We start from the raw sequence: 21487 nt of genomic DNA, 5'->3' as shown, positions 1-21487 counted from the left end.
CAGGGTTGCCGTGCGTTCCTGCGTGCGTGCGACGGAAGTTGGACGGCGGGGACACGGAAGGGGAGTTCACACCTTGCTCCGCAATCGAGTTAGCAAACTGGCTGCCGCCACTGCCGCGGGAGCCATGCTCATGGCCGCCGCCGCCTGTGGGGGCAGTGACTCCACGACAACGGGCTCGTCGGCCGGCGCCTCCTCGGCGCCCGCCGCGGCCAAGATCAAGGTCGGCCTGGCGTACGACATCGGCGGCCGGGGTGACGGCTCCTTCAACGACGCGGCGGCCGCCGGTCTGGACAAGGCCGTCTCGGAGCTGGGGGTGGACAAGAAGGAGCTCGAGGCCACCCAGGGCGAGACCGACGCCCAGAAGGAGGAGCGGCTCCGCCTGCTCGCGACCGGCGGGTACAACCCGGTCGTCGCGGTCGGCTTCGCCTACTCCGCCTCGGTGGCCAAGGTCGCCAAGGAGTTCCCCGACACCAAGTTCGCCATCGTCGACGACGACGCGGCCACGGGCGCCAACATCACGAACCTGCTGTTCGCCGAGGAGCAGGGGTCGTTCCTGGTCGGCGTCGCGGCCGCGCTCAAGTCCACCAAGGGCAACATCGGCTTCGTCGGCGGCGTGGACGTCCCGCTGATCCACAAGTTCGAGGCCGGGTACGAGGCCGGCGCGAAGGCCGTGAAGCCGGACATCAAGATCCAGACCAAGTACCTCAGCCAGCCGCCGGACTTCAGCGGCTTCGGCGACCCGGCCAAGGGCAAGACCGCCGCCCAGGGCATGTACGACGCGGGCGCCGACGTGGTCTACCAGGCGGCGGGCGGCTCCGGCGGCGGCGTCTTCGAGGCGGCCAAGGCCGCGGGCGCCATGGCCATCGGCGTCGACTCCGACCAGGCGGCCCTCCCGGCGTACGACAAGGTCAAGGACGTCATCATCACGTCGATGCTGAAGAAGGTCGACGTCGCCGTCTTCGACTTCCTGAAGAACTACTCGGCCGGGACCGTCAAGGGCGGACCGACCCGCTACGACCTCAAGGCGGGCGGCGTGGACTACTCCACGACCGGCGGCAAGATCGACGACATCAAGTCGAAGATCGACGACTACAAGCAGAAGATCATCAGCGGCGAGATCACCGTCCCCAGCACCTGACCTGCATCGCGTGGGGCCCGGTGGCACCGCCCCCGGGCCCCTTGGTCTACTGTCACTACCACTGTCTGTAACCAGGCACTCCGCAAGGAGGAGGCCGCCATTACCGCCGCGACCGTCACGGAACCCGCAGTAGAGCTCGACGGGATCACCAAGAGATTCCCGGGCGTCGTCGCCAATCGCGACATCCATCTCCGCGTCGCCAAGGGACAGATCCACGCCATCGTCGGCGAGAACGGCGCGGGCAAGTCCACGCTGATGAAGATCCTGTACGGGATGCAGCGCCCGGACGAGGGCGAGATCCGGATCAACGGGTCGGCCGCCGGGTTCCACACCCCCGCTGACGCCATCGCCGCCGGCATCGGCATGGTCCACCAGCACTTCATGCTGGCCGACAACCTGACCGTGCTGGAGAACGTGGTGCTCGGCAGCGAGCCCCGCCGCGGCGGGATCGCCCTCGACTTCGCCGCCGCCCGCAGCAGGATCAAGGAGATCTCGGACGCGTACGGCCTCGGCATCCAGCCCGACGTCGCCGTCGAGGACCTGGGCGTGGGCGACCGCCAGCGCGTGGAGATCCTCAAGGTCCTCTACCGCGGCGCCCGCATCCTGATCCTCGACGAGCCGACGGCCGTCCTCGTGCCCCACGAGGTCGACGAGCTGTTCGACAACCTGCGCGGCCTCGTCAGCCAGGGGCTGACGATCCTGTTCATCTCCCACAAGCTCGACGAGGTCCTCCGGGTGGCCGACGCGATCACGGTGATCCGCCGCGGCACCACCGTCGCGACGGTGGACCCGAAGGAGGTGACCGCCCGGCGGCTCGCCGAGCTCATGGTGGGCAGCGAGCTGCCCAGCCCCGAGACCCGGGAGTCGACCGTCACCGACGTGGTGGCGCTGTCGGTGCGCGACCTGACCGTGCGCACGCCCGACGGCCGGGCCGTGGTCGACGGCGTGAGCTTCGACATCCACAAGGGCGAGGTGCTCGGCATCGCCGGCGTCGAGGGCAACGGCCAGGCGGAGCTGGTCGAGGCCATCATGGGCATGCGGCCCTGCACGGTCGCCTCGATGACGCTCGACGGCACGGACATCGCCTCGTGGTCCACCCTCCGGCGGCGCGCCGACGGCATCGGCTACATCCCGGAGGACCGGCACCGCCACGGGCTGCTGCTGGAGTCCCCGCTCTGGGAGAACCGGATCCTCGGGCACCAGACCCGCCGTCCGAACATCAAGGGCATCTGGATCGACCGCGCCGGCGCGCGGGCCGACACGCGGCGCATCGTCGAGGAGTACGACGTGCGCACGCCCGGCATCGACGTGGACGCCGCGGCGCTGTCCGGCGGCAACCAGCAGAAGCTGATCGTCGGCCGCGAGATGAGCGGCGACCCGGTGCTGCTGATCGCGAGCCACCCGACGCGCGGCGTCGACGTCGGCGCGCAGGCGGCCATCTGGGACCACCTGCGGACGGCGCGGGCGGCGGGCCTGGCCGTCCTGCTGATCTCCGCGGACCTCGACGAGCTGATCGGCCTGTCCGACTCGCTCAAGGTGATCCTGCGCGGCAGGATCGTGGCCGACGTCGACCCCGCGAACGTGACTCCCGAGCAGCTCGGCTCGGCCATGACGGGCGCCGGGGAGGGCGCATGACTGATCTCAGCCAACGGATGAGGGGCCGGACCGGCTCCGGGCCGTCCGGGGAGGAGGCGGCATGAGCTCCTTCCTCGACCGCGTGTTCGGCCGGGTGAAGCTCGGCGGCTGGCTCGCCGTCGCCGCGCCGCTCATCGCCGTGGTCTTCGCGGTGCTCATCACCTCGGCCGTCCTGCTGGCCGCGGGGAAGGCGCCGGTGGAGGCGTTCACCACGCTCGCCGACTACGGCACCCAGCCGCGCACGATGGCCCTGATCCTCAACACGTCCATCGGGTACTACATCTCCGCCCTGGCCGTGGCCATCGGCTTCCGGATGAACCTGTTCAACATCGGCGTGGACGGCCAGTACCGCCTCGCTGCCGTCGTCGCGGCCGGGCTGGGCGGCGCGGCCGTGCTCCCCGGCGTGCTGAACATCATCCTCGTCGTCGTCTGCGCCATGGTCGTCGGAGCGCTGTGGGCGGCGATCGCCGGCGTGCTGAAGGTGAGGCGGGGCGTCAGCGAGGTGATCTCGACCATCATGCTGAACGCCATCGCCACCGGCATCGGCTCCTGGCTCGTGAGCAACTACTTCGGCGTGCTGACCGGCAACGACCTCGGCACCCGGCCGATCCCCGACGACGCGCACGTGCCCGGGATCCCGCTCATCGCGGGGACGTCCCAGCTGGTCAACGGCTTCCTCGTGCTGGCGGTCGTCCTGGGGATCGCCTACTGGGTGGTGCTCAACCGTACGCGCTTCGGCTTCGACCTCCGGGCCACCGGCAAGTCCGAGTCGGCGGCGGTGGCCAGCGGCATCAGCGTGAAGAAGATGGTCGTCGCCACGATGATCATGTCGGGCGCGGTGGCCGGCCTGAGCGGCATGCCCGAGCTGCTCGGCCAGTCGTACAAGTACAGCAACAACTTCCCGACCGGGCTCGGCTTCACGGGCATCGCGATCGCGCTGCTCGGCCGCAACAACCCGGTCGGCATGGCCATCGGCGCGCTGCTGTGGGGCTTCCTGGACAGCTCGTCGGACGCCCTCCAGCTGCTCGACATCTCCAAGGAGATCGTCTCCATCATGCAGGGCGTGATCGTGCTCTCCGTGATCGTCGCGTACGAGCTGGTGCACCGGTACCGGGTCGTCGCCGAGCAGCGCCGGGTCAGCCGGCAGCTCGCGGCGCCCTCCGAACCCGAGGGAGCGGCGGCGTGAGCGCACGGTACGCACGGCCGGAAGGCGGGGAGCGGGCATGACGGCGACGGGCCTTTCCGTGGGGCGCCCGGTGGACGCCCCGCCGGCGCGCCGGTTCCGGCTGACGACGCCGGTGCTGCTGCTGGGGATCGCCGGGCTGGTCGTGCTGCTCTCGGTCGCCCGGGTGGTCACCGGGGCCAACGACATCACCTCGGCCGGCACGGTCAGCGCCGCGCTCGGCCTGGCCGTGCCCATCGGCCTCGCGGGCCTCGGCGGCCTGTGGTCGGAGCGGGCCGGCGTGGTCAACATCGGCCTCGAGGGCATGATGGTCCTCGGCACCTGGTTCGGGGCGTGGGGCGCCCTGCAGTTCCACAACCCGTGGGCCGGCGTGCTGGCGGGCGCGATCGGCGGGGCCCTGGGCGGCGCCGTCCACGCGGTCGCGACCGTGACGTTCGGCGTCGACCACATCATCTCGGGCGTCGCGATCAACATCGTGGGCCTCGGCTTCACCCAGTACCTGTCGAAGCTGGTCTTCGACGGCATGCCGGGCGGCGGCGCCAAGCAGTCGCCGCCGCTGCCGTCGCTGCCGACGCTGGGCATCCCGGGGATCGGCGACCCGCTGCGGTCGCTGGAGGCCCGGCACTGGTTCCTGCTGTCGGACGTGGCCGGGATCCTGCGGGGCGTCACCCAGAACGTCTCGTCGTTCACGATCCTGGCGATCCTGCTCGTGCCGCTGACGTTCTACCTGCTGTGGCGCACCGCCTTCGGGCTGCGCCTGCGGGCCTGCGGCGAGCGGCCGGTGGCCGCCGAGTCGCTGGGCGTCAACGTCTACCTGTACAAGTGGCTCGCCGTGCTCGTCTCCGGCTTCCTGGCCGGGCTCGGCGGGGCGTTCCTGTCGATCGTGGCCGCCGGGATCTACCGGGACGGGCAGACGGGCGGCCGGGGGTACATCGGCCTCGCCGCGATGATCTTCGGCAACTGGCGTCCCGGCATGCTCGCCGGCGGCGCCACCCTGTTCGGCTACACCGACGCCCTCCAGTTGCGCCAGGGCGGCGCCTCGGTGCACGCGCTGCTGCTCGTCGTGGCCCTGCTGCTCGCCGCCGTCGCGGTCTACCAGCTCGTACGGCAGCGCAGGACCAGGGCGGCCCTGTTCACCGCGATCGGCGCGATCGTCGTCTTCGTGGTGTTCGCCCTGACCCACACGGTCCCCGAGCAGTTCACCTCGTTCACCCCCCACCTGACCACGCTGCTGGTGCTGTCGCTGGCGTCCCAGCGGCTGCGCATGCCGGCGGCCGACGGCCTGCCGTACCGGAGGGGGCAGACGACATGACCGGACCCGCGAGCATCGACTGGGAGGCCCTGCGCGCCGAGGCGCGCGAGGCCATGGCCCACGCCTACGCGCCGTACTCGAAGTTCCCCGTGGGGGCCGCGGCCCTCGTGGACGACGGCCGGATGGTCACCGGCTGCAACGTGGAGAACGCCTCGTACGGCGTGGGGCTGTGCGCCGAGTGCGGGCTGGTGTCGGCCCTGCACGCCGGCGGCGGCGGTCGCCTGGTGGCGTTCACCTGCGTGGACGGCCACGGGGAGCTGCTGATGCCGTGCGGGCGCTGCCGCCAGCTGCTCTTCGAGCACGGCGGCGGCGACCTGCTGGTGGAGACGCCCGAGGGGCCGATGCGGATGGCGGACTTCCTGCCGTTCGCCTTCGGCCCGGACGACCTGTCGCGATAGGGGAGCGAGCATGGGGTTCGACGCGATCGAGATCATCAGCACCAAGCGCGACCGCGGGGAGCTGTCCACGGCCCAGATCGACTGGGTCGTCGACGCGTACACGCGGGGCGGGGTGGCCGACGAGCAGATGTCGGCGCTGCTGATGGCGATCCTGCTGAACGGCATGAACCGCCGGGAGATCGCGGACTGGACCCAGGCCATGATCCGGTCGGGCGAGCGGATGGACTGGTCGTCCCTCGACCGCCCGACCGCGGACAAGCACTCGACCGGCGGGGTCGGCGACAAGATCACATTGCCGCTCGCCCCGCTGGTGGCGGCCTGCGGGGCGTACGTCCCGCAGCTGTCGGGTCGCGGCCTCGGCCACACCGGGGGCACGCTGGACAAGCTGGAGGCCATCCCCGGCTGGCGGGCCTCGCTGTCGAACGAGGAGATGCTCCAGGTCATCCGCGCGTCCGGGGCGGTCGTCTGCGCCGCGGGCGCCGGGCTCGCGCCGGCCGACAAGAAGCTCTACGCGCTGCGCGACGTGACCGGCACGGTCGAGTCGATCCCGCTGATCGCCTCCTCGATCATGTCCAAGAAGATCGCCGAGGGCACCGGGTCGCTCGTCCTCGACGTCAAGGTGGGCTCGGGCGCGTTCATGAAGAACGTGGCCGACGCCCGCGAGCTGGCCCGCACCATGGTCGCCCTCGGCACCGACGCCGGGGTCAGGACCGTGGCCCTGCTCACCGCCATGGACCGGCCGCTCGGGCGGGCGGTGGGCAACGCCCTGGAGGTCGAGGAGTCCGTCGAGGTCCTCGCCGGCGGCGGCCCCTCCGACGTGGTCGAGCTCACCGTACGGCTCGCGAGGGAGATGCTGGAGGCCGCCGGGGTGGCGGGGGCGAAGGACCCCGAGGAGGCCCTGAAGGACGGCTCGGCCATGGACGCCTGGCGGCGCATGATCCGGGCCCAGGGCGGGGACCCCGACGCGGTCCTGCCGAAGGCGGCCGAGTTCGTCGAGGTCACCGCGCCCTCGTCCGGCGTGCTCGGCACGCTGGACGCCCTCAAGGTGGGCGTCGCCGCGTGGCGGCTCGGCGCCGGGCGTGCCCGCAAGGAGGACCCGGTCTCGGCGGGCGCGGGCATCACGCTGCACGCCAAGCCGGGCGACCGCGTCCGCGAGGGCCGGCCGCTGATGACGCTGCACGCCGACGAGACGGCCCGGTTCGAGCGCGCCCTCCAGGCCCTCGACGGCGCCTACGAGATCGCGGAGTCGGTCTCGGACGACCTGCTCCCGCTGGTCGTCGACCGCATCACCGCCTGACCTCGGGCCGCGCGCGTGGCGGGCCGCCGCGCGCGGTCGGGCGGTGGCGTGGTGCGGTCACGCGGTGGCGTGGTGCGGTCAGGCGGTGGCCGTGGTGGGGGAGGACTCGGCGGCGGTGTGCGCGGACTCGCCCGCGCAGGTCCCGGCGGCCGTGCCCTGCGCGGTGACCAGGTGCGGGAACAGGTGCGCGGCCAGGACGGCCCGGTGGGTCGGGGTGGCGGCGGCGTGGCGCCTGCGGCCCTCGTCGGTGATGTGGACGAACACGCCCCGGCGGTCGGCCTCGCACAGCGCACGGGCGACGAGGCCGTCACGCTCCAGCCGCGCGATCAGCCGGGACAGGGCGCTCTGGCTGAGGTGGACCTGACCGGCGAGCTCCTGGACGCGCAGCTGGCTCCTGCCGTCGGACGAGCAGGTCGCCAGGTTCTCCGAGAGGCGCTCCAGCACCTCGAACTCGCTCACGCCGAGGCCGTGCTTGTCGCCCAGCTCCCGTTCCAGGGCGCAGGACACCTGGGCGTGGCGGGCGAGCAGCTCGCGCCAGGCCATCACCACGAAATCGGAGTCGGTCTCGTTCATGGGCACTCCCGACCGCCTTTCTTCGCGCGAGCCTACCATGCACGGTAATTATATGCAAACGCATTATTTGCTTGTGCATTGAATGCATGTGCATGTAAGTTCTCCGGCATGACCTCCTCCATACAAGACGCGCGCTGGGGGGCGCGCCTTTGGGGTGCCCTCACCGTCCTGTGCGCCGTGGTGTTCCTCGACGCCCTCGACGTGTCGATGGTCGGCGTCGCCCTTCCCTCCATCCAGGCCGACCTCGGCATGTCCACCTCGTCCCTGCAGTGGGTCGTGAGCGGCTACGTGCTCGGGTACGGCGGTCTGCTGCTGCTCGGGGGCCGGACCGCCGACCTGCTCGGCCGCCGCCGGGTGTTCCTCGCCGCACTGGTGGTGTTCGCCGTCGCCTCGCTGCTCGGCGGCCTGATGACCGACGGCACGCTGCTGATCGCGGCCCGCTTCGTCAAGGGCATCAGCGCCGCGTTCACCGCTCCGGCGGCGCTGTCCATCATCACCACGACCTTCGCCGAGGGGCCCGCCCGCAACCGGGCCCTCAGCATCTTCACCGCCTGCGGCGCGAGCGGGTTCTCGCTCGGGCTCGTCCTGTCCGGGCTGCTGACCGAGATCGGCTGGCGCTGGACCTTCCTCATGCCGGTCCCGGTCGCCCTCATCGCGCTCGTCGCAGGCCTGCGCCTGCTGGCGCGGGGCGAGGAGCGCGGCGAGGGCGGGCACGACCTGTTCGGGGCCGTCGCCGTCACCGGCGCCATGCTGCTGCTCGTCTTCACGGTCGTCGAGGCGCCCAAGGTGAGCCTGGTGCGCACCGTGCTGTCGCTCGCCGGGTCGGCCGCCCTGCTCGGGCTGTTCGTGCTGATCGAGCGCCGGGTCCGGCACCCGCTCGTCCGCCTGGGCATCCTGCGGTCCGCGCCGCTGGCCCGGGCCAACATCGGGCTCGTCATCCTGTTCGGCTCGTACGTCGGCTTCCAGTTCGTGGCCATGCAGTATTTCCAGAACCTGCTCGGCTGGAGCGCCCTGCAGACGGCGTTCGCGTTCCTGCCGGCCGGGCTGCTGGTGGCGGTGACCTCGACGAAGATGGGCGGCCTCGCCGACCGCTTCGGCACCTCGCGGCTCATCGCCGTCGGGTCGGTCGCGCTGCTCGCCGGCTACGCCCTGTTCTTCCGGGTGGACCGCCACCCGAGCCTGCTGACGATGGTGCTGCCGGGCATGATCCTGCTGGGCATCGCGTTCGCCCTGTCGTTCCCCTCGCTGAACATCCAGGCCACGGCGGGCGTGCCCGACGAGGAGCAGGGACTCGCCTCCGGGCTGCTCAACACCTCGGGGCAGGTCGGCGGGGCCGTCGTGCTCGCGATCGTCACGGCCGTGCTGACCGCCGGCACGGGTGGGGACCCCATCGTGCGCTTCCGTGCCGCGATCATCGTGTCGGCGCTGTTCGCCCTGATCGGCCTCGGCGTCGCCCTCACCGGAGTCCGGCAGCGGCCACGCGTGCCGGAGACCGTCGAGGAACGGGTGCTCGAAACGGCCTGACCACTCTCACTCCAGGGGCGTCCCGGTTCTCCGGGGCGCCCCTTCGCCACGTTCGGGAGGGTCAGGGCGCGGCGATCACGCCGGGGACCCAGGTGGCCGGGAGACGGCCCGGCCCGCCCAGCGGGATCGGGCGGGCCGCCCCGCTGCGCACGTCGACGGCCTGGAGGATCATTCCGTCGTCGCCGTCCTCGTCGGCCGTCCGCGCGGCCTCCACGAGGACCTCGTGGTCGTCGGCCCAGCCGCGGACGCCGAGCAGACGCGTACGGGACGCGAGCGCCGCCTCCACCCGGCCGCGCAGCCGTCCGGTGGCCACGTCCATGGTCACCAGCAGGCCGTGGTCGCCCTGACGCGGATGGGCGCGCTCGGACGCCAGGGCCAGCAGGCGGCCGTCGGGGGACGGCGCCGCCCCGGCGCCGAACAGGGCGGGGTCGACGCGGACGTGGCTCAGCACCCGTCCGTCCGGCCGGATCCGCACGAGCGTCGTGATGCGCAGCCGGCCCGGCGCGTGGGGGTCGTCGCGGGTGAGCGTGGCGGTGAGGGTGCCGTTCTCGGCCACGGCCAGCACCTCGACGCGCTGCGGCAGCACCCACGTCCGGTTCCTGGTGAAGTCGTGCAGGCGAGGCTTCGGCGCGCGGGCCCCGGCGCCGAAGTCGACGGCGATCCACCGCCCCGCCGGGGAGATGACCAGGCCCGTGTCGTGCGGGATCCGCTCCATCCCGTCGGAGATCTCGCTCCACTCGGGGACCGAGTGCCGCCTGTCCATCACCACGAAGTCGGGCAGGTTCGCGCTGAAGTAGGCCATCCGGTTGCCGTCGGCGCTCACGGCGAACTGCGGCCGCCGTCCGGTGCCCTGGCCGAGGTCGACGTCGGGGACGCGCCACTGCTCGCCCCCGGTCGTGACGACGCGCCACTGCTCACAGGCCGGGCCGCTCGCCTCGTCGTTCCCCTCGTCCCCCTCCTCGACCTCGTCCTCGAAGCCGGTGCACGAGCCCCGGTACGCGTACCGGATCGGGTCGCGCACCGTGGACGGCAGCGGGCCGGGCGTCCCGTCGGGCCCCTCGGCGGGAGCCCCCTCCTTGGGCATAGCCGTAGGGCTGTGGACGGGGACGGCGGAGACGTCCTGCGCCCTGCTCACCACGGCCGCCAAGCCGAACGCGAACGGCGTCACGACGAGGGCCGCCATCGTCACGACGACGCTCGTGGTGAAGGCCGTCCGGCGGGCCCGATGCCGGACCACGGAGTCGAGCACGCCGGCCACGAAGCCGTCCTCGGCCGCGGCGTCCCCGTCCTGCGGGGTCACGGCGCGGGCGGCGTCAAGCGGCGGTGCCTCGCGGTCGAGGGTGGCGTCGAGCGGTGTTGTGTGGAGTGCGAGGGGTGGCGCCTCGCGGGCGAGGGCGGCCAGGGCGCGCCGCAGCCCCTCGTGCCAGGGGTCCTCCCCGGCGTCCTCCGGCCGCCACAGGCCGTCCGGGTTCCGTGGTCCGCCGTCGGCGTCGTGGCCTTCGGCGCCGTAGGGGTCGCCGTCCCGCCCGTTCCCGTACGGAGACCCGTCGGGGGACGCCCACGGGCCCAGCTCCGGCGGCGAGGAGGGGGACACCCACGGCGGCATTCCCGAGCCGGACGCCGCGGCCCCCTCCCGCCGATCGGGCTCGTCCGGGCCAGGAGTAGGCGTCGGGTCCGAGGGCGCCGACGCCGTCTCCTCGTCCGGATTGCGGGCCTCCTCCGGTTCCTTCGAGGCGGCGGACGTGGCGGCCGTCCCATACCCGGCGAGGTGGGGGAGGCGGCGGCGCAGTTCCGCGAGGGCCGCGGCGGTCTCCGGGCCGGCGGTCGCGAGTTTCGTGCGGCACAGGTCGGCGGCCTGCCGTTCGCCGGCGCCCTCGTGGAAGCGGGCCACGACCAGCGCCCGCCCACGCGGCGGCAGCGCCGCCAGCGCGGCCGCGAGCCCGGCCCGATCGGCCGAGGAAGAGTCAGCCGAGAAGGAGCCGGCCCGGGAAGAGCCGGCCGGGAGAGAGTCGGCCGGGGAAGAGCCGGCCGGGGAAGAGACGGGCGTGGAGGCGTCCGCGGGCGGCACGCGCCGGGAGCGCGTCCGTCTGAGGCCGGCCGCGAAGAGCGCGGCACGGGCCTCGTGGGCGGGGAACGACCAGCGCACGGCGCTCCAGCGGTCCGCCACGGACGTCAGCGCCGCCTCCACGAGCCGGCGGCTCGCGGCCGCGTCGCCGGTCAGCAGGTAGGCCGTCCGCGCCAGCACCGGTGCCTGGTCCGCGGCGAAGGCGGCGAACCCCGGCAGCTTCCGCATCGCCGCGCCCCGTCCGGCCGCCGGGCGGCTCCGGCTCGGTCTGTCGATCACGGTCCACGTCCTGGTCGTCTGATCGTAAATACGCATTCGTCGCGCTCGTTGGCATTCGGGGCGCTCAGAGTAGCCGAACGTGTGAACCCACGACATGATCCCCGCATCTAACGGGCGGACAGCAACGCGAAAGAAGCCCGCCATGATCACCCGTCCCGCCCTCGTCCTCCTCCTGCTCGCCGCTCTCACCGCCTGTGGAGGCGGCGGCGCGGCGGGCTCGCCGGCGCCGTCCTCCGGGCCGGCCGTCCCGACCGCCGTCACCACCTCCACCGCTGCCGCCGCCACCGGAGGCCCGGACGCGAGCGCGCCGGCCTCTCCCGGCGGGACGGACGCGGCGAGCGAGCCCCCGCCGCCCACCTCGACCGAGCCGGTACGGGTGGAGCGCGGCCCCACGGACCCCCCGATCGTCACGGGCGTCCGGTACGCGGCCCACGACGGCTACGACCGGGTGGTCATCGAGCTGAAGGGGCAGATGACCGGCTACACGGCCGACTGGGTCGACAAGCTGCTGCAGGACGGCTCGGGGACGCCGGTGAGCGCCCGCGGCGGGGCCTATCTCCAGCTCACGCTCGTCCCGGCGAGCGCGCACGACCTGGAGGGGAGACCCACGTGGCCCGGCCCCCGCCAGGTGGCCGCGAACCTGCCCAACGTCACCCGCATCGTCAACAACGGCGACTTCGAGGGCGTCGTCAGCGTCGGACTCGTTCTCGACCACCGGGCGCCGTTCCGGGTGACCGAGCAGCGGGGGCCGACCCGCCTCGTGATCGACGTGGGACGCTGACAGACTGGGCGGCATGGTCAGGAGGATCGACGAGCCCACCCGCATCCCCGTGCCGGGTGGCAAGGTCATCGACGAGTACGTCGGACGTGTGAACAGCGGGGACGACCGGATCTCCATCGCGCGTATGGTCGCGCCGCCCGGGTGGGAGGAGCCGGCGCAGACGCCCGAGTTCGCCGAGTACACGCTGGTGCTGTCGGGCTCGGTCGTGGTGGAGCACGCCGGGGGCACGACGGTCGTGGAGGCCGGGCAGGCGTTCGTGAGCGAGCCGGGAGAGAAGATCCGCTACAGCTCCGGGCAGTCCGGGGCCGAGTACGTGGCGGTGTGCCTGCCGGCGTTCTCGCCGGAGACCGCCAACAGGGACGAGTGAGAATCGGCAGGTCCGGCCCGGGGACGCCCCCGCGCCCGGCCATAGGATTGCGACATGAGCGACCGGAGCGAGGAGGGCGGATGAGCGAGCGGAGCGAGCGCATCGGCCGGCGCGGCGTCATCGGCGAACGCCGCCCCGAGCCGCGCGGGGAGGTGTCCGCATGAGCCGGCTGCCCTCTCTGGAGGAGATCCGCAAGGCTCCGAAGGTGCTGCTGCACGACCACCTGGACGGCGGGCTGCGCCCGGCGACGATCATCGATCTCGCCCGTGAGAACGGCCACGAGCTGCCGTCGTACGACCCGGACGGCCTCGGCGAGTGGTTCCGCGACGCGTCCGACTCGGGGTCGCTGGAGCGCTACCTGGAGACGTTCGCCCACACGGTCGGCGTGATGCAGACGCGCGAGGCCCTGGTGCGGGTCGCCGCCGAGTGCGCGGAGGACCTGGCGGACGACGGCGTCGTCTACGCCGAGGTCCGCTTCGCGCCGGAGCAGCACACGTCGGCCGGGCTCACCCTCGACCAGGTGGTGGAGGCCGTGCTGGAGGGCTTCCGCCAGGGCTCGGCGGGCCCGGACGGGGAGCCGAGGATCCGCGTCGGCACGCTGCTCACCGCCATGCGCCACCAGGCGCGGTCGATGGAGATCGCGGAGCTCGCCGTGCGCTACCGCGACCTCGGCGTGGTCGGCTTCGACATCGCCGGTGCGGAGGCGGGCTACCCGCCCACCCGGCACCTCGACGCGTTCGAGTACCTGCAGAGGGAGAACGCCCACTTCACGATCCACGCGGGCGAGGGGTTCGGGCTGCCGTCGATCTGGCAGGCCATCCAGTGGTGCGGGGCCGACCGGCTCGGCCACGGCGTGCGGATCATCGACGACATCGCGGTGTCCGGGGACGGGGAGGCCAAGCTGGGACGGCTGGCCGCCTACGTGCGCGACAAGCGGATCCCGCTGGAGATGTGCCCGACGTCCAACGTGCAGACGGGTGCGGCGCCGTCGATCGCCGGGCACCCGATCGGCCTGCTCCGCCGGCTCTACTTCCGGGTGACGGTCAACACCGACAACCGGCTCATGAGCAGGACCAGCCTGTCGAGGGAGTTCGCCGCGCTGGTGGAGGCGTTCGGCTACGACTGGGACGACCTGCAGTGGTTCACGGTCAACGCCATGAAGTCCGCGTTCATCCCGTTCGACGAGCGGCTGTCGCTGATCAACGGCCTGATCAAGCCCGGCTTCGCCCAGCTGAAGTGGCACGCGTGAGCAGGCAGACGTACCGGTCGCGGCTGGCCTGGATCTTCGGCTGGGCCTGGCTGGTGTTCGCCGCCTGGAACGTCTGGGACCTGGTCGCGCACGGCTCGATGCCGTCGGCCCTGGTCGCGGGGTGCGTGCTCGGCGTCCTCACGGCGCTGGTGTTCCTCATGGCGCTGCGCCCGGCGATCGTGGCCGAGGACGGCGGGGTCCGGGTGCGCAACGTCCTGCGCGACGCCTACATCCCCTGGAACGCCGTGGACGACGTGATCGTGGCGAGCACGATCGTCATCGAGTCGGGGCCCCTGGCCGTCCGCTGCTGGACCCCGCAGGCCACGGCCAGGGAACGGGCCAAGGCCGCGAGCCGGGCGAGCAGGGCCCTCGCCTCGTCCCGTACGTCGAAGGCGGAGCGGGCGGCGGCCGAGGCCGTCGGCGGGCGAACCCACGCCGACTGGGTGGCCCAGCAGCTCACGGAGATGAGCAGGACCCGGCGGGAGACCGCGGCGGGCGAGACGCGCGTCACCTGGTCGCCGTGGGCGGTGGCGGCCGTGGCCGCCGCCGTCGCGCTGGTCGTCGTGACGATCGTCCTCGCCTGATCCGCTCCACCCCGGAACGTCCCGGCCGGGTCGGCCGGGGCGTGCGGCGTCACGCGCGGCGGGGATGGCCTTGCCGGGTCGGCCGGGACGTGCGGCCTGATCGCCGGGACCCCGGGGGGTCCCGGCGCCGGGCTCACAGGCCGAGGGCGACGGCCAGGTCCTTCCTCAGGGCCTCCAGGTCCCGCGCGCCCTTCGCACGGGCCGCGGCCACGTCGCCGCCCTCCACCGCGACGACGACCTCCAGGTAGCACTTGAGCTTGGGCTCGGTGCCGCTGGGCCGTACGACGATCCGGGCGTCTCCGGCGAGGCGGTAGCGCAGGCCCTCGGTGGGCGGGAGCCCGCCGGCGCCCTCCGACAGGTCCTCCGCCGACTCCACGGACCTGCCTGCCAGCTCGACCGGCGGGTGGGCGCGCAGGCGCTCCATCGCCTCGGAGATCAGCGAGAGGTCTTCGACCCGGAACGAGAGCTGGCCGGTCGCGTGCAGGCCGTACCGGCGGGCCTGCTCGTCGAGCAGGTCGAGCAGCGTCAGGCCGTCCCGTTTGGCGGCGGCGGCCAGCCCGGCCACGGCCAGCGCGGCGCCGATGCCGTCCTTGTCGTGCACGGGCAGGCCGGCGTCCGAGCCGACGCTGTAGCCGAGCGCCTCCTCGTACCCGAACACCAGGCCCGGCCCCGACTTCATGATCCACTTGAAGCCGGTGAGGGTCTCGGCGTGCCGCACGCCGTACGCCTCGGCGATCCTGCCGAGCAGCGACGACGACACGATCGAGGTGGCCACCAGCCGGTCGTCCCCGGTGGTGTGCCGCAGCACGTGCTCGGCCAGCAGGCCGCCCACCTCGTCGCCGGTCAGCATGCGGTAGCCCCCGCCGGGCAGCGGCGTGCCGGCCGCGCACCGGTCGGCGTCGGGGTCGTTGGCGACGACCAGGTCCGCGCCGATCGAGGCGGCGAGGCCGAGCGCGAGGTCCATGGCGCCCGGCTCCTCCGGGTTGGGGAACGCCACGGTCGGGAAGTCGGGATCCGGCAGCGCCTGGGCCTCGACGACGGCCGGAGCGGGGAACCCGGCCCTGAGGAACGCCTCCGACAGCGTCGAGCCGCCGACGCCGTGCATCGGGGTGTAGGCGACCGAGAGGTCCCGGGCGTCGCCGATCGGCAGGGACGTCACGGCCTCCAGGTACGGCTCGACGATGTCGCCGTGCCCGAGCGTCGTCCACCCCTCGCCGAGCGGGAGCTCGTCCACCCGGCCCACGGCGTCGATGGCCTGGGAGATCTCCTGGTCGACCGGCGGCACGATCTGCGCGCCGTCGCCCCAGTAGACCTTGTAGCCGTTGTCCCTGGGCGGGTTGTGCGACGCCGTGACCATAACGCCCGCGTCGGCGCCGAGATGCCGGACGGCGAAGGCCAGGACAGGGGTGGGCCATCTGGCGCCCATGACCGAGGCCCGCAGGCCCGCACCCGTGAGCACGGCGGCCGTGTCGGTGGCGAACACGTCCGAGTTGTGCCGGCCGTCGTAGCCGATCACGACGTGCTTCCCGGGGCCGAGGACCCGGGCCAGCCCCGCGGCCGCCCGCATGACGGTGACGCGGTTCATCCGGTTGGGTCCCGCGCCCAGCTCGCCGCGCAGGCCCGCCGTGCCGAACTCCAGCTTGGCCCCGAACCGGTCGGCCAGCGCGGCCAGGTCCTCCCGCTCCAGGAGGTCGTCCAGCTCGGCCCGCGTCCGCGGGTCCGGGTCCTGGTCCCGCCACTCACGGGCGAGCCGTACGAGGTCGGTGGGGGTCACGCGTTCTCCTTGCCGTTCTTCCTGGAGCCTGCCGGCTCTTCCCTAGAGCTTGTCGACGACCTTGGCGAGGAGCCCTCCCATGCGGGCGGCCGTCGCGCGGCCGACCTCCAGGACCTCCTCGTGGTTGAGCGGCTCGCCGACCAGGCCCGCGCCCGGGTTGGTCACCAGGGAGACGCCGAGCACCTCGGCGCCCGCCTCCCGGGCGGCGATCGCCTCCAGCACGGTCGACATGCCGACGAGGTCGCCGCCGAGCGTGCGCAGCATCCGGATCTCCGCCGGGGTCTCGTACGTCGGGCCGCGGAAGGCCACGTAGACGCCCTCGGCGAGGGACGGGTCGACCTCGCGGGCCAGCTCCCGCAGCCGGCGGCTGTAGACCTCGGTGAGGTCGACGAACGTCGCGCCGGTGATCGGGTTGCTCCCGGTCAGGTTGATGTGGTCGCTGATCAGGACGGGGTCGCCGACGTTCTGGGTCTCGGGGCGCAGCCCGCCGGCGGCGTTGGTGAGCACGACCGTGCGGGCGCCGGCCGCGACGGCCGTGCGGACCCCGTGCACCACCGGCTCGACCCCGCGGCCCTCGTAGAGGTGCGTGCGGCCGAGGAAGATCAGCGCGTTGAGCCCGGCGCCCGTCCGGACGGCGCGGATCGTGCCCGCGTGGCCCGCGACGGCGGGAGGGGAGAAGCCGGGCAGCTTGGTCACCGGGAGCTCGGCGACCGTCTCGCCGATCGCGTCGGCGGCCGGCACCCAGCCGGAGCCCATGACGAGGGCGACGTCGAACGAGGCGGTGCCGGTGAGGTTCCTCAGCGTGGTCGCGGCCTCCGCCGCCAGCAGATACGGGTCGTTGGTCACTTCACGTAGCGTACAGAAGGGTACGAACCACGCCCGCCATACCGCCTGCGTGAGTCGGCGGCGGAGACCCTCGCATGGAGGGTCCCCGCCGCCGGGCGGCCGTTACGGCAGGGGTGCCGACGTGGCCGGCACGTTGTAACCCCGCACCCGCAGGTACGGCGCCTGGCCGTGGAGGTCGGCGGTCAGGTAGGACGCGGTGATCCTCGTCGACTCGCCGGGCCACAGCGAGAGGTAGTTGTCGGAGTAGGTGACGGGCGCGACCTCGCCGCCGCCGTTCCCGGCCGTGACCTCCGGCCGCAGGAAGAACGCCAGGGTCGTCGCGCTCGTGTTGGTCAGCGTGATCGTGACGGTCTCCCGCCCTCCGCTCGCCGTGCGGGTGGCCGCGGCGGTCACGCCGGAGTTGGACGGCAGGCTGTTGAGCCCGGTGAGGTTGGCGTAGGTCTTGGGGGTCGTCCGGTACCAGTTGCTCTTGTTGCCCAGCACGTCGGCCTGGGTGGAGTACCAGTACAGGTTGTCGCTCACGACCGCGCCCCCGGCGTCCTTCAGCTGGAGACGCAGGAAGTAGGTGGTCGACAGCCCCGTGAGCGCCGGGATGGTCAGGACCTGGGTGGAGGCGTTGGCGGGGGCGGTGACGGCCGCCTGCGTCGTGTACTTCTGCGCGAGGTCGGGGATGGTGTAGACCGACGCCGTCGCGGTCAGCCCGCCGCGGGCGGCGAGGCCGGAGTTGACCACGAACACCTTCTTGGTGGCGTAGTCGTAGGCGATGTGCACCGGCTCGTTGGCCTTCTTGGCCCCGAAGTAGCCGCCGCCGGGCTTGAAGTAGTAGTCGTACAGGTTCCAGTGGACGGACGGCCATGCGCTGTCGAGCATCCAGAAGATCGTGCCGAACGACTGGGTGTACTCGTGCGCGTTCCAGGCCTCGAAGAACGACCGCGTGTTCTCGTAGTTCTGCACCTCGGACTTCTTCGAATACTCCGCGGCGCTCGCGACCGAGCCGTACCGGCTGGTCAGCCCCGTGGTGTACGGGGTCGTGTTGTCGAAGACGCTGCCCGGCGCGCCGGAGTGGTAGTTCCAGGCGGTCCCGATCGGCCACTGGTCGGCCGGGGCGAGGAACTTCTGCAGGCTCTCCAGCGGCGGCGGCGCCTCGGTCCCCTCCTCGCCGGTGGTGCCGAACGCGCTGCCCGCCTTGGTGGTGTCCCACCACAGCACGGGCGGCTCCCAGACGTACGGGCCGTCCATCTTCATGCCGGCGTTCGCGTTCGACCAGGTGGCGACGTTGTCGAGGGTGGGGTTCTGCCAGTGCAGCGCGGCGGCGACGTTCTTGTAGGCCGTCAGGTGCGCGGCGGTGGGCGGCTGGTCGCTGCCGTAGGTCCACAGGAAGGCGCTCGCGTGGGCGCGCATCGCCCGCATCTGGGTGTCGAGGGAGGCGGTGGCCACCTGCGCCTGCTCGGCGGACCAGCCGCTGTCGTCCTCCCAGGCGCTGCAGCAGACGAAGCCGGGCATGACCATGATGCCCGCCTTGTCGGCCATGTCGTAGAGCTCCTCGTTGCCGAGGGTCCCTTCGAAGCGGATGGTGTTGAGGCCCATGTCCTTGACGTACTGGATGTGCGCCGCGTTGGTCGCCGTGTCCCAGCGCTGGAGCAGGTCCCACATGTAGCCGCCGCCGCGGAACAGGATGTTCTGGCCGTTGACCTTGTACCCGGCGAAGGACGTCCCGTTGACGGTCGTCCGGTAGTCGGTGAACTGGCGGACGCCGAAGTCGATCGACTTGGTGTCGGAGGTCGCGCCGCCGGTCGCCGCCGACATCGAGAGCCGGTACAGGTCCGGCGTGCCGAACTGGTACGGCCACCACAGGGCGGGGTTGGCGAGGTGGAGTTGCGGATACGCCGCCGGCGTGAAGACGATCTCGCGCCGCTCGCCGGCGTTCAGCGTGACGTCCTGGCTGAACGACACGGTCGGATAGCCGGCCTTGGTGATCGTTCCGCTGACGGTCGTGGTGACCGGGGCGTTCGTCGCGTTCACGGCGTCGGCGTAGACGGTCAGGTCGGCGGCGTTCGTCGCGGGCAACGGCAGGACGGTCCTGACGTACGGGTCGCGCAGGGCGACCGGGCCCGTGGTGTCGAGCAGCGTCCGCCCCCACAGCCCGGCGTTCATGTCGGGCGCCTCGGGGTTCCAGTCGACGGTGCAGAAGGACAGGTCCTTGCAGCCGTGGGCCGGCGGCGTCACCAGCACGGCGAGGGCGTTGGCCGCTCCGGGTCTGATCAGGCTCGTGACGTCGTACTCGTGGGCCACCATGGTGCCGACCGCGTTGGCGTCGATCTGGGTCCCGTTCAGCCAGATCTGCGCTCGGTAGCTGATGCCCTTGAAGCGGAGCCAGTACACCTGGCCCGGGGTGAGCGCGGACGCGGTGAACTCGCCGCGGAACCACCAGTTCTGCCCTGTCAGGTCGGGGACGGACTTGAGGTTCTGGCCGAAGTAGATGTTCTGGTAGACGCCGGCGGCGGTCAGCCCGGCGAGGACGGTCGAGGGCAGCGTCACCGGGGTCCAGCCCGCGGTGCCGTAGCCGACCTGGGAGATGGCGGCGCCGGTGTCGGCGAGGCCGGTCGCCGACCTCAGCGCGAATCCGGTGGTCAGCTCCGTCGAGCTGACCGTGGCCGCGGTCGCGCCGCGGGCGTCGACGACACCGGCGGCGAGGACGACGAGCAGGAGCGCGAGCAAACGGGACAGGATCGGGCGGGAACGCCTGCGGACAACGGGCATGGAACGGACTCCTCACTGCGGGCGCCGGCCTGGTGGGGTGGTTCAGGCGGGCGGGGGAGCGGCGGCCGCCGGCGGCACGGTGGTGTCAGGAGCCGGCGGGCCAGGTCAGCTGGGTGGAGTGGTAGTAGTTGACCCCCATGACGTGCCAGCGGGGCCCCTGGGCGGCGAGCCGCTGCTTGAACGCCGTCCAGTCGTGGGTGGCGGCCGGCGACCAGCCCAGCTCCATCAGCGCGGGCAGGCGGGGGAAGGCCATGTACTCGATGTCCGGCAGGCTCGTGATGGTCTCGGTCCACAGGGGCGCCTCGACCCCGAGGACCGAGGAGGCGCCGACACCGCTGAGGTAGGCCCCCGGATCCCAGCCGTAGGCGGTCTTGACGTCGATGTATCCGGCCCAGTTCTGGCCGAGGGTCGTCCGGGAGTTGTACTTCATGTCCAGGTAGGCGCGGTTCGCGGGGGACATCAGGACCTTCGTGCCGCGCTGCGCCGCGCCCGCCACCGCCGAGTTCCGCGTGGTCGTGCCCCAGAACTGCGCCACCGTCGAGGGCAGCGGAGTCGCGTTGACGACGTCGTGCCATCCGATGACGGTCTTGCCGTGCGCCGCGACGATCTGCTGGACCCGGTTGACGAACGCCGCGTAGTCCGCCGGCTGGGTCGACTGGGCCTCGTCGCCGCCGATGTGCAGATAGGGCCCCGGCGTCAGCGCGGCGATCTCGCCCAGGACCTCGTCGATGAAGGTGTAGGTGGTCTCCTTGGAGGTGCACAGGGAGCTGAAGCCGACGTCCGTCCCGGTGTAGAGCGGCGGGGCGACCCCGTCGCAGGTCAGCTCGGCGTACGAGGCGAGGGCGGCGTTGGTGTGGCCCGGCATGTCGATCTCGGGCACGACCGTGATGTAGCGCGACGCGGCGTAGGCCACGATCTCCCGGTAGTCGTCCTGGGTGTAGTAGCCGCCGGGTCCGCCGCCGACCGCGGTGCTCCCGCCGTACGTCGCGAGCCTGGGCCGGCTGGTGATGGCGATGCGCCATCCCTGGTCGTCGGACAGGTGCAGGTGGAGGTAGTTGGCCTTGTACAGGGCGATCTCGTCGATGTAGCGCTTGACGGTCGCCACCGGGAAGAAGTGCCGGGCGACGTCGAGCATGGCCCCCCGGTAGCCGAACCTGGGCTGGTCGACGACGTGCCCGCCCGCGACCGGCCACGGCCCCGGCTGCGCGGTGCCGCTCTCGGCGGCGGCCGGCAGCAACTGGCGCAGGGTCTGGACCGCGGCGAACAGGCCGGCGGGCTGGGCGGCCCGCACCACGATCGACCCGGCCGTCACGTCCAGTTGGTAGCCCTGGTCGCCGACGCCGCCGGGAGCCCCGGACAGCAGCAGCGAGATCCCGTCCGAGGGGGTCGTACCGGTCGCGGCGCCGACCGGCAGGGGGAACCCGGTCGAGGGGCGCAGGAGTCCCGCGAGGTAGGCGCCGATGGACGCCGCGGCGGCCGAGCCGGGCTCGGTGTGGATGGCCGTGGCGGAGGTGATCTGGTAGGCGACGCCCGACGCGGGCACCGCGGTGGCCGGTGCGGGGACGACCGCGCTGTACGGCACCGGTGTGGCGGCGGCCTCGGCTGGTCGCGGCGCCGCCACGCCGTTGGTGAGGACCGCCAGGCCGGTGGTCAGGGCGAGCACGAGGGCGGGGAGTCCGCGCCGCCTTCCAGGGACCTTCATCGACGCCTCCGGAGACGCTG

General features: G+C 72.6%; 17 protein-coding genes. 11 read left to right on the top strand and 6 right to left on the bottom strand.

Going from position 1 to position 21487, the window contains the following annotated elements; translation table 11 throughout:
* The first annotated feature begins 124 nt into the window (after window positions 1-124).
* The 6 genes from Mco01_RS24455 (at window position 125) to Mco01_RS24430 (ending at window position 6963) form a co-directional block, all read left to right on the top strand.
* The gene (locus Mco01_RS24455; protein WP_239103882.1) at window positions 125-1138 is read left to right on the top strand and encodes a BMP family lipoprotein; all 1014 of its coding nucleotides are present in this window, start codon (window positions 125-127) and stop codon (window positions 1136-1138) included.
* A 99-nt stretch (window positions 1139-1237) separates the two neighbouring features.
* A complete protein-coding gene (locus Mco01_RS24450; RefSeq protein WP_204059346.1) occupies window positions 1238-2773 on the top strand; it encodes an ABC transporter ATP-binding protein in 1536 nt (511 codons plus the stop codon).
* Between the two features lie 61 nt (window positions 2774-2834).
* Window positions 2835-3959: an ABC transporter permease gene (locus Mco01_RS24445; protein WP_204059243.1), complete on the top strand. Its 1125-nt coding sequence runs from the start codon at window positions 2835-2837 to the stop codon at window positions 3957-3959.
* A gap of 37 nt (window positions 3960-3996) precedes the next feature.
* A complete protein-coding gene (locus tag Mco01_RS24440) occupies window positions 3997-5268 on the top strand; it encodes an ABC transporter permease (protein ID WP_204059242.1) in 1272 nt (423 codons plus the stop codon).
* The gene (locus Mco01_RS24435; protein ID WP_204059241.1) at window positions 5265-5666 is read left to right on the top strand and encodes a cytidine deaminase; all 402 of its coding nucleotides are present in this window, start codon (window positions 5265-5267) and stop codon (window positions 5664-5666) included. Before Mco01_RS24440 ends, Mco01_RS24435 begins: the two co-directional genes overlap by 4 nt.
* 10 nt (window positions 5667-5676) lie before the next feature.
* Complete coding sequence (locus Mco01_RS24430; RefSeq protein ID WP_204059240.1) at window positions 5677-6963, top strand: thymidine phosphorylase; 1287 nt, start codon at window positions 5677-5679, stop codon at window positions 6961-6963.
* Between the two features lie 78 nt (window positions 6964-7041).
* On the opposite strand, the gene Mco01_RS24425 is transcribed toward Mco01_RS24430, so the two are convergent.
* The gene (locus Mco01_RS24425; RefSeq protein ID WP_204059239.1) at window positions 7042-7536 is read right to left on the bottom strand and encodes a MarR family winged helix-turn-helix transcriptional regulator; all 495 of its coding nucleotides are present in this window, start codon (window positions 7534-7536) and stop codon (window positions 7042-7044) included.
* Window positions 7537-7644: 108 nt separating this feature from the next.
* Between Mco01_RS24425 and Mco01_RS24420 the strand changes: the two genes are divergently transcribed.
* Window positions 7645-9060, top strand: coding sequence for an MFS transporter (locus Mco01_RS24420; protein WP_204059238.1), 1416 nt, complete (start codon window positions 7645-7647; stop codon window positions 9058-9060).
* A 61-nt stretch (window positions 9061-9121) separates the two neighbouring features.
* Here the strand turns inward: Mco01_RS24420 and Mco01_RS24415 are convergent, their stop codons facing one another.
* Window positions 9122-11404 carry a SigE family RNA polymerase sigma factor gene (locus Mco01_RS24415; protein ID WP_204059237.1) on the bottom strand — a complete coding sequence of 761 codons (2283 nt, stop codon included), beginning with the start codon at window positions 11402-11404 and terminating at the stop codon, window positions 9122-9124.
* Window positions 11405-11546: 142 nt separating this feature from the next.
* On the opposite strand from Mco01_RS24415, the gene Mco01_RS24410 reads away from it, so the two are divergent.
* From Mco01_RS24410 to Mco01_RS24395, 4 genes are all read left to right on the top strand, one after another.
* Window positions 11547-12185 (top strand): AMIN-like domain-containing (lipo)protein, encoded by a 639-nt coding sequence (locus tag Mco01_RS24410; protein ID WP_204059236.1) that lies wholly within the window; start codon window positions 11547-11549, stop codon window positions 12183-12185.
* A 13-nt stretch (window positions 12186-12198) separates the two neighbouring features.
* On the top strand, window positions 12199-12552 hold the full coding sequence (locus Mco01_RS24405) for a cupin domain-containing protein (RefSeq protein WP_204059235.1): 354 nt from the start codon (window positions 12199-12201) through the stop codon (window positions 12550-12552).
* Between the two features lie 160 nt (window positions 12553-12712).
* The gene (locus Mco01_RS24400) at window positions 12713-13801 is read left to right on the top strand and encodes an adenosine deaminase (protein ID WP_204059234.1); all 1089 of its coding nucleotides are present in this window, start codon (window positions 12713-12715) and stop codon (window positions 13799-13801) included.
* Complete coding sequence (locus Mco01_RS24395; protein ID WP_204059233.1) at window positions 13798-14385, top strand: PH domain-containing protein; 588 nt, start codon at window positions 13798-13800, stop codon at window positions 14383-14385. Before Mco01_RS24400 ends, Mco01_RS24395 begins: the two co-directional genes overlap by 4 nt.
* Window positions 14386-14518: 133 nt before the next feature.
* Here Mco01_RS24395 and Mco01_RS24390 read toward each other — a convergent pair whose 3' ends face one another.
* The 4 genes from Mco01_RS24390 to Mco01_RS24375 all read right to left on the bottom strand — a co-directional run bounded on the left by Mco01_RS24390 (window position 14519) and on the right by Mco01_RS24375 (window position 21467).
* Window positions 14519-16159: a phospho-sugar mutase gene (locus tag Mco01_RS24390; RefSeq protein ID WP_204059232.1), complete on the bottom strand. Its 1641-nt coding sequence runs from the start codon at window positions 16157-16159 to the stop codon at window positions 14519-14521.
* Window positions 16160-16201: 42 nt separating this feature from the next.
* Window positions 16202-17005, bottom strand: a complete 804-nt coding sequence (locus tag Mco01_RS24385) for a purine-nucleoside phosphorylase (RefSeq protein ID WP_204059231.1) — start codon at window positions 17003-17005, stop codon at window positions 16202-16204.
* Between the two features lie 102 nt (window positions 17006-17107).
* On the bottom strand, window positions 17108-19765 hold the full coding sequence (locus tag Mco01_RS24380) for a glycoside hydrolase family 2 protein (RefSeq protein WP_204059230.1): 2658 nt from the start codon (window positions 19763-19765) through the stop codon (window positions 17108-17110).
* 85 nt (window positions 19766-19850) lie between these two features.
* Window positions 19851-21467, bottom strand: a complete 1617-nt coding sequence (locus Mco01_RS24375) for a beta-N-acetylhexosaminidase (protein WP_204059229.1) — start codon at window positions 21465-21467, stop codon at window positions 19851-19853.
* Window positions 21468-21487 lie beyond the last annotated feature (20 nt).

The sequence above is a fragment of the Microbispora corallina genome (genome assembly GCF_016863035.1).
GTDB classification, from domain to species: domain Bacteria; phylum Actinomycetota; class Actinomycetes; order Streptosporangiales; family Streptosporangiaceae; genus Microbispora; species Microbispora corallina.
Note: the sequence above shows the minus strand (reverse complement) of the source record. Positions and strands in the feature narration are given on the sequence as shown.

Coding starts and splice junctions, on each gene's coding strand:
- Mco01_RS24455 (WP_239103882.1), top strand. CDS start 125: ATGCTCATGGCCGCCGCCGCCTGTGGGGGCAGTGACTCCACGACAACG.
- Mco01_RS24445 (WP_204059243.1), top strand. CDS start 2,835: ATGAGCTCCTTCCTCGACCGCGTGTTCGGCCGGGTGAAGCTCGGCGGC.
- Mco01_RS24440 (WP_204059242.1), top strand. CDS start 3,997: ATGACGGCGACGGGCCTTTCCGTGGGGCGCCCGGTGGACGCCCCGCCG.
- Mco01_RS24435 (WP_204059241.1), top strand. CDS start 5,265: ATGACCGGACCCGCGAGCATCGACTGGGAGGCCCTGCGCGCCGAGGCG.
- Mco01_RS24430 (WP_204059240.1), top strand. CDS start 5,677: ATGGGGTTCGACGCGATCGAGATCATCAGCACCAAGCGCGACCGCGGG.
- Mco01_RS24425 (WP_204059239.1), bottom strand. CDS start 7,536: ATGAACGAGACCGACTCCGATTTCGTGGTGATGGCCTGGCGCGAGCTG.
- Mco01_RS24420 (WP_204059238.1), top strand. CDS start 7,645: ATGACCTCCTCCATACAAGACGCGCGCTGGGGGGCGCGCCTTTGGGGT.
- Mco01_RS24410 (WP_204059236.1), top strand. CDS start 11,547: ATGATCACCCGTCCCGCCCTCGTCCTCCTCCTGCTCGCCGCTCTCACC.
- Mco01_RS24405 (WP_204059235.1), top strand. CDS start 12,199: ATGGTCAGGAGGATCGACGAGCCCACCCGCATCCCCGTGCCGGGTGGC.
- Mco01_RS24400 (WP_204059234.1), top strand. CDS start 12,713: ATGAGCCGGCTGCCCTCTCTGGAGGAGATCCGCAAGGCTCCGAAGGTG.
- Mco01_RS24380 (WP_204059230.1), bottom strand. CDS start 19,765: ATGCCCGTTGTCCGCAGGCGTTCCCGCCCGATCCTGTCCCGTTTGCTC.
- Mco01_RS24375 (WP_204059229.1), bottom strand. CDS start 21,467: ATGAAGGTCCCTGGAAGGCGGCGCGGACTCCCCGCCCTCGTGCTCGCC.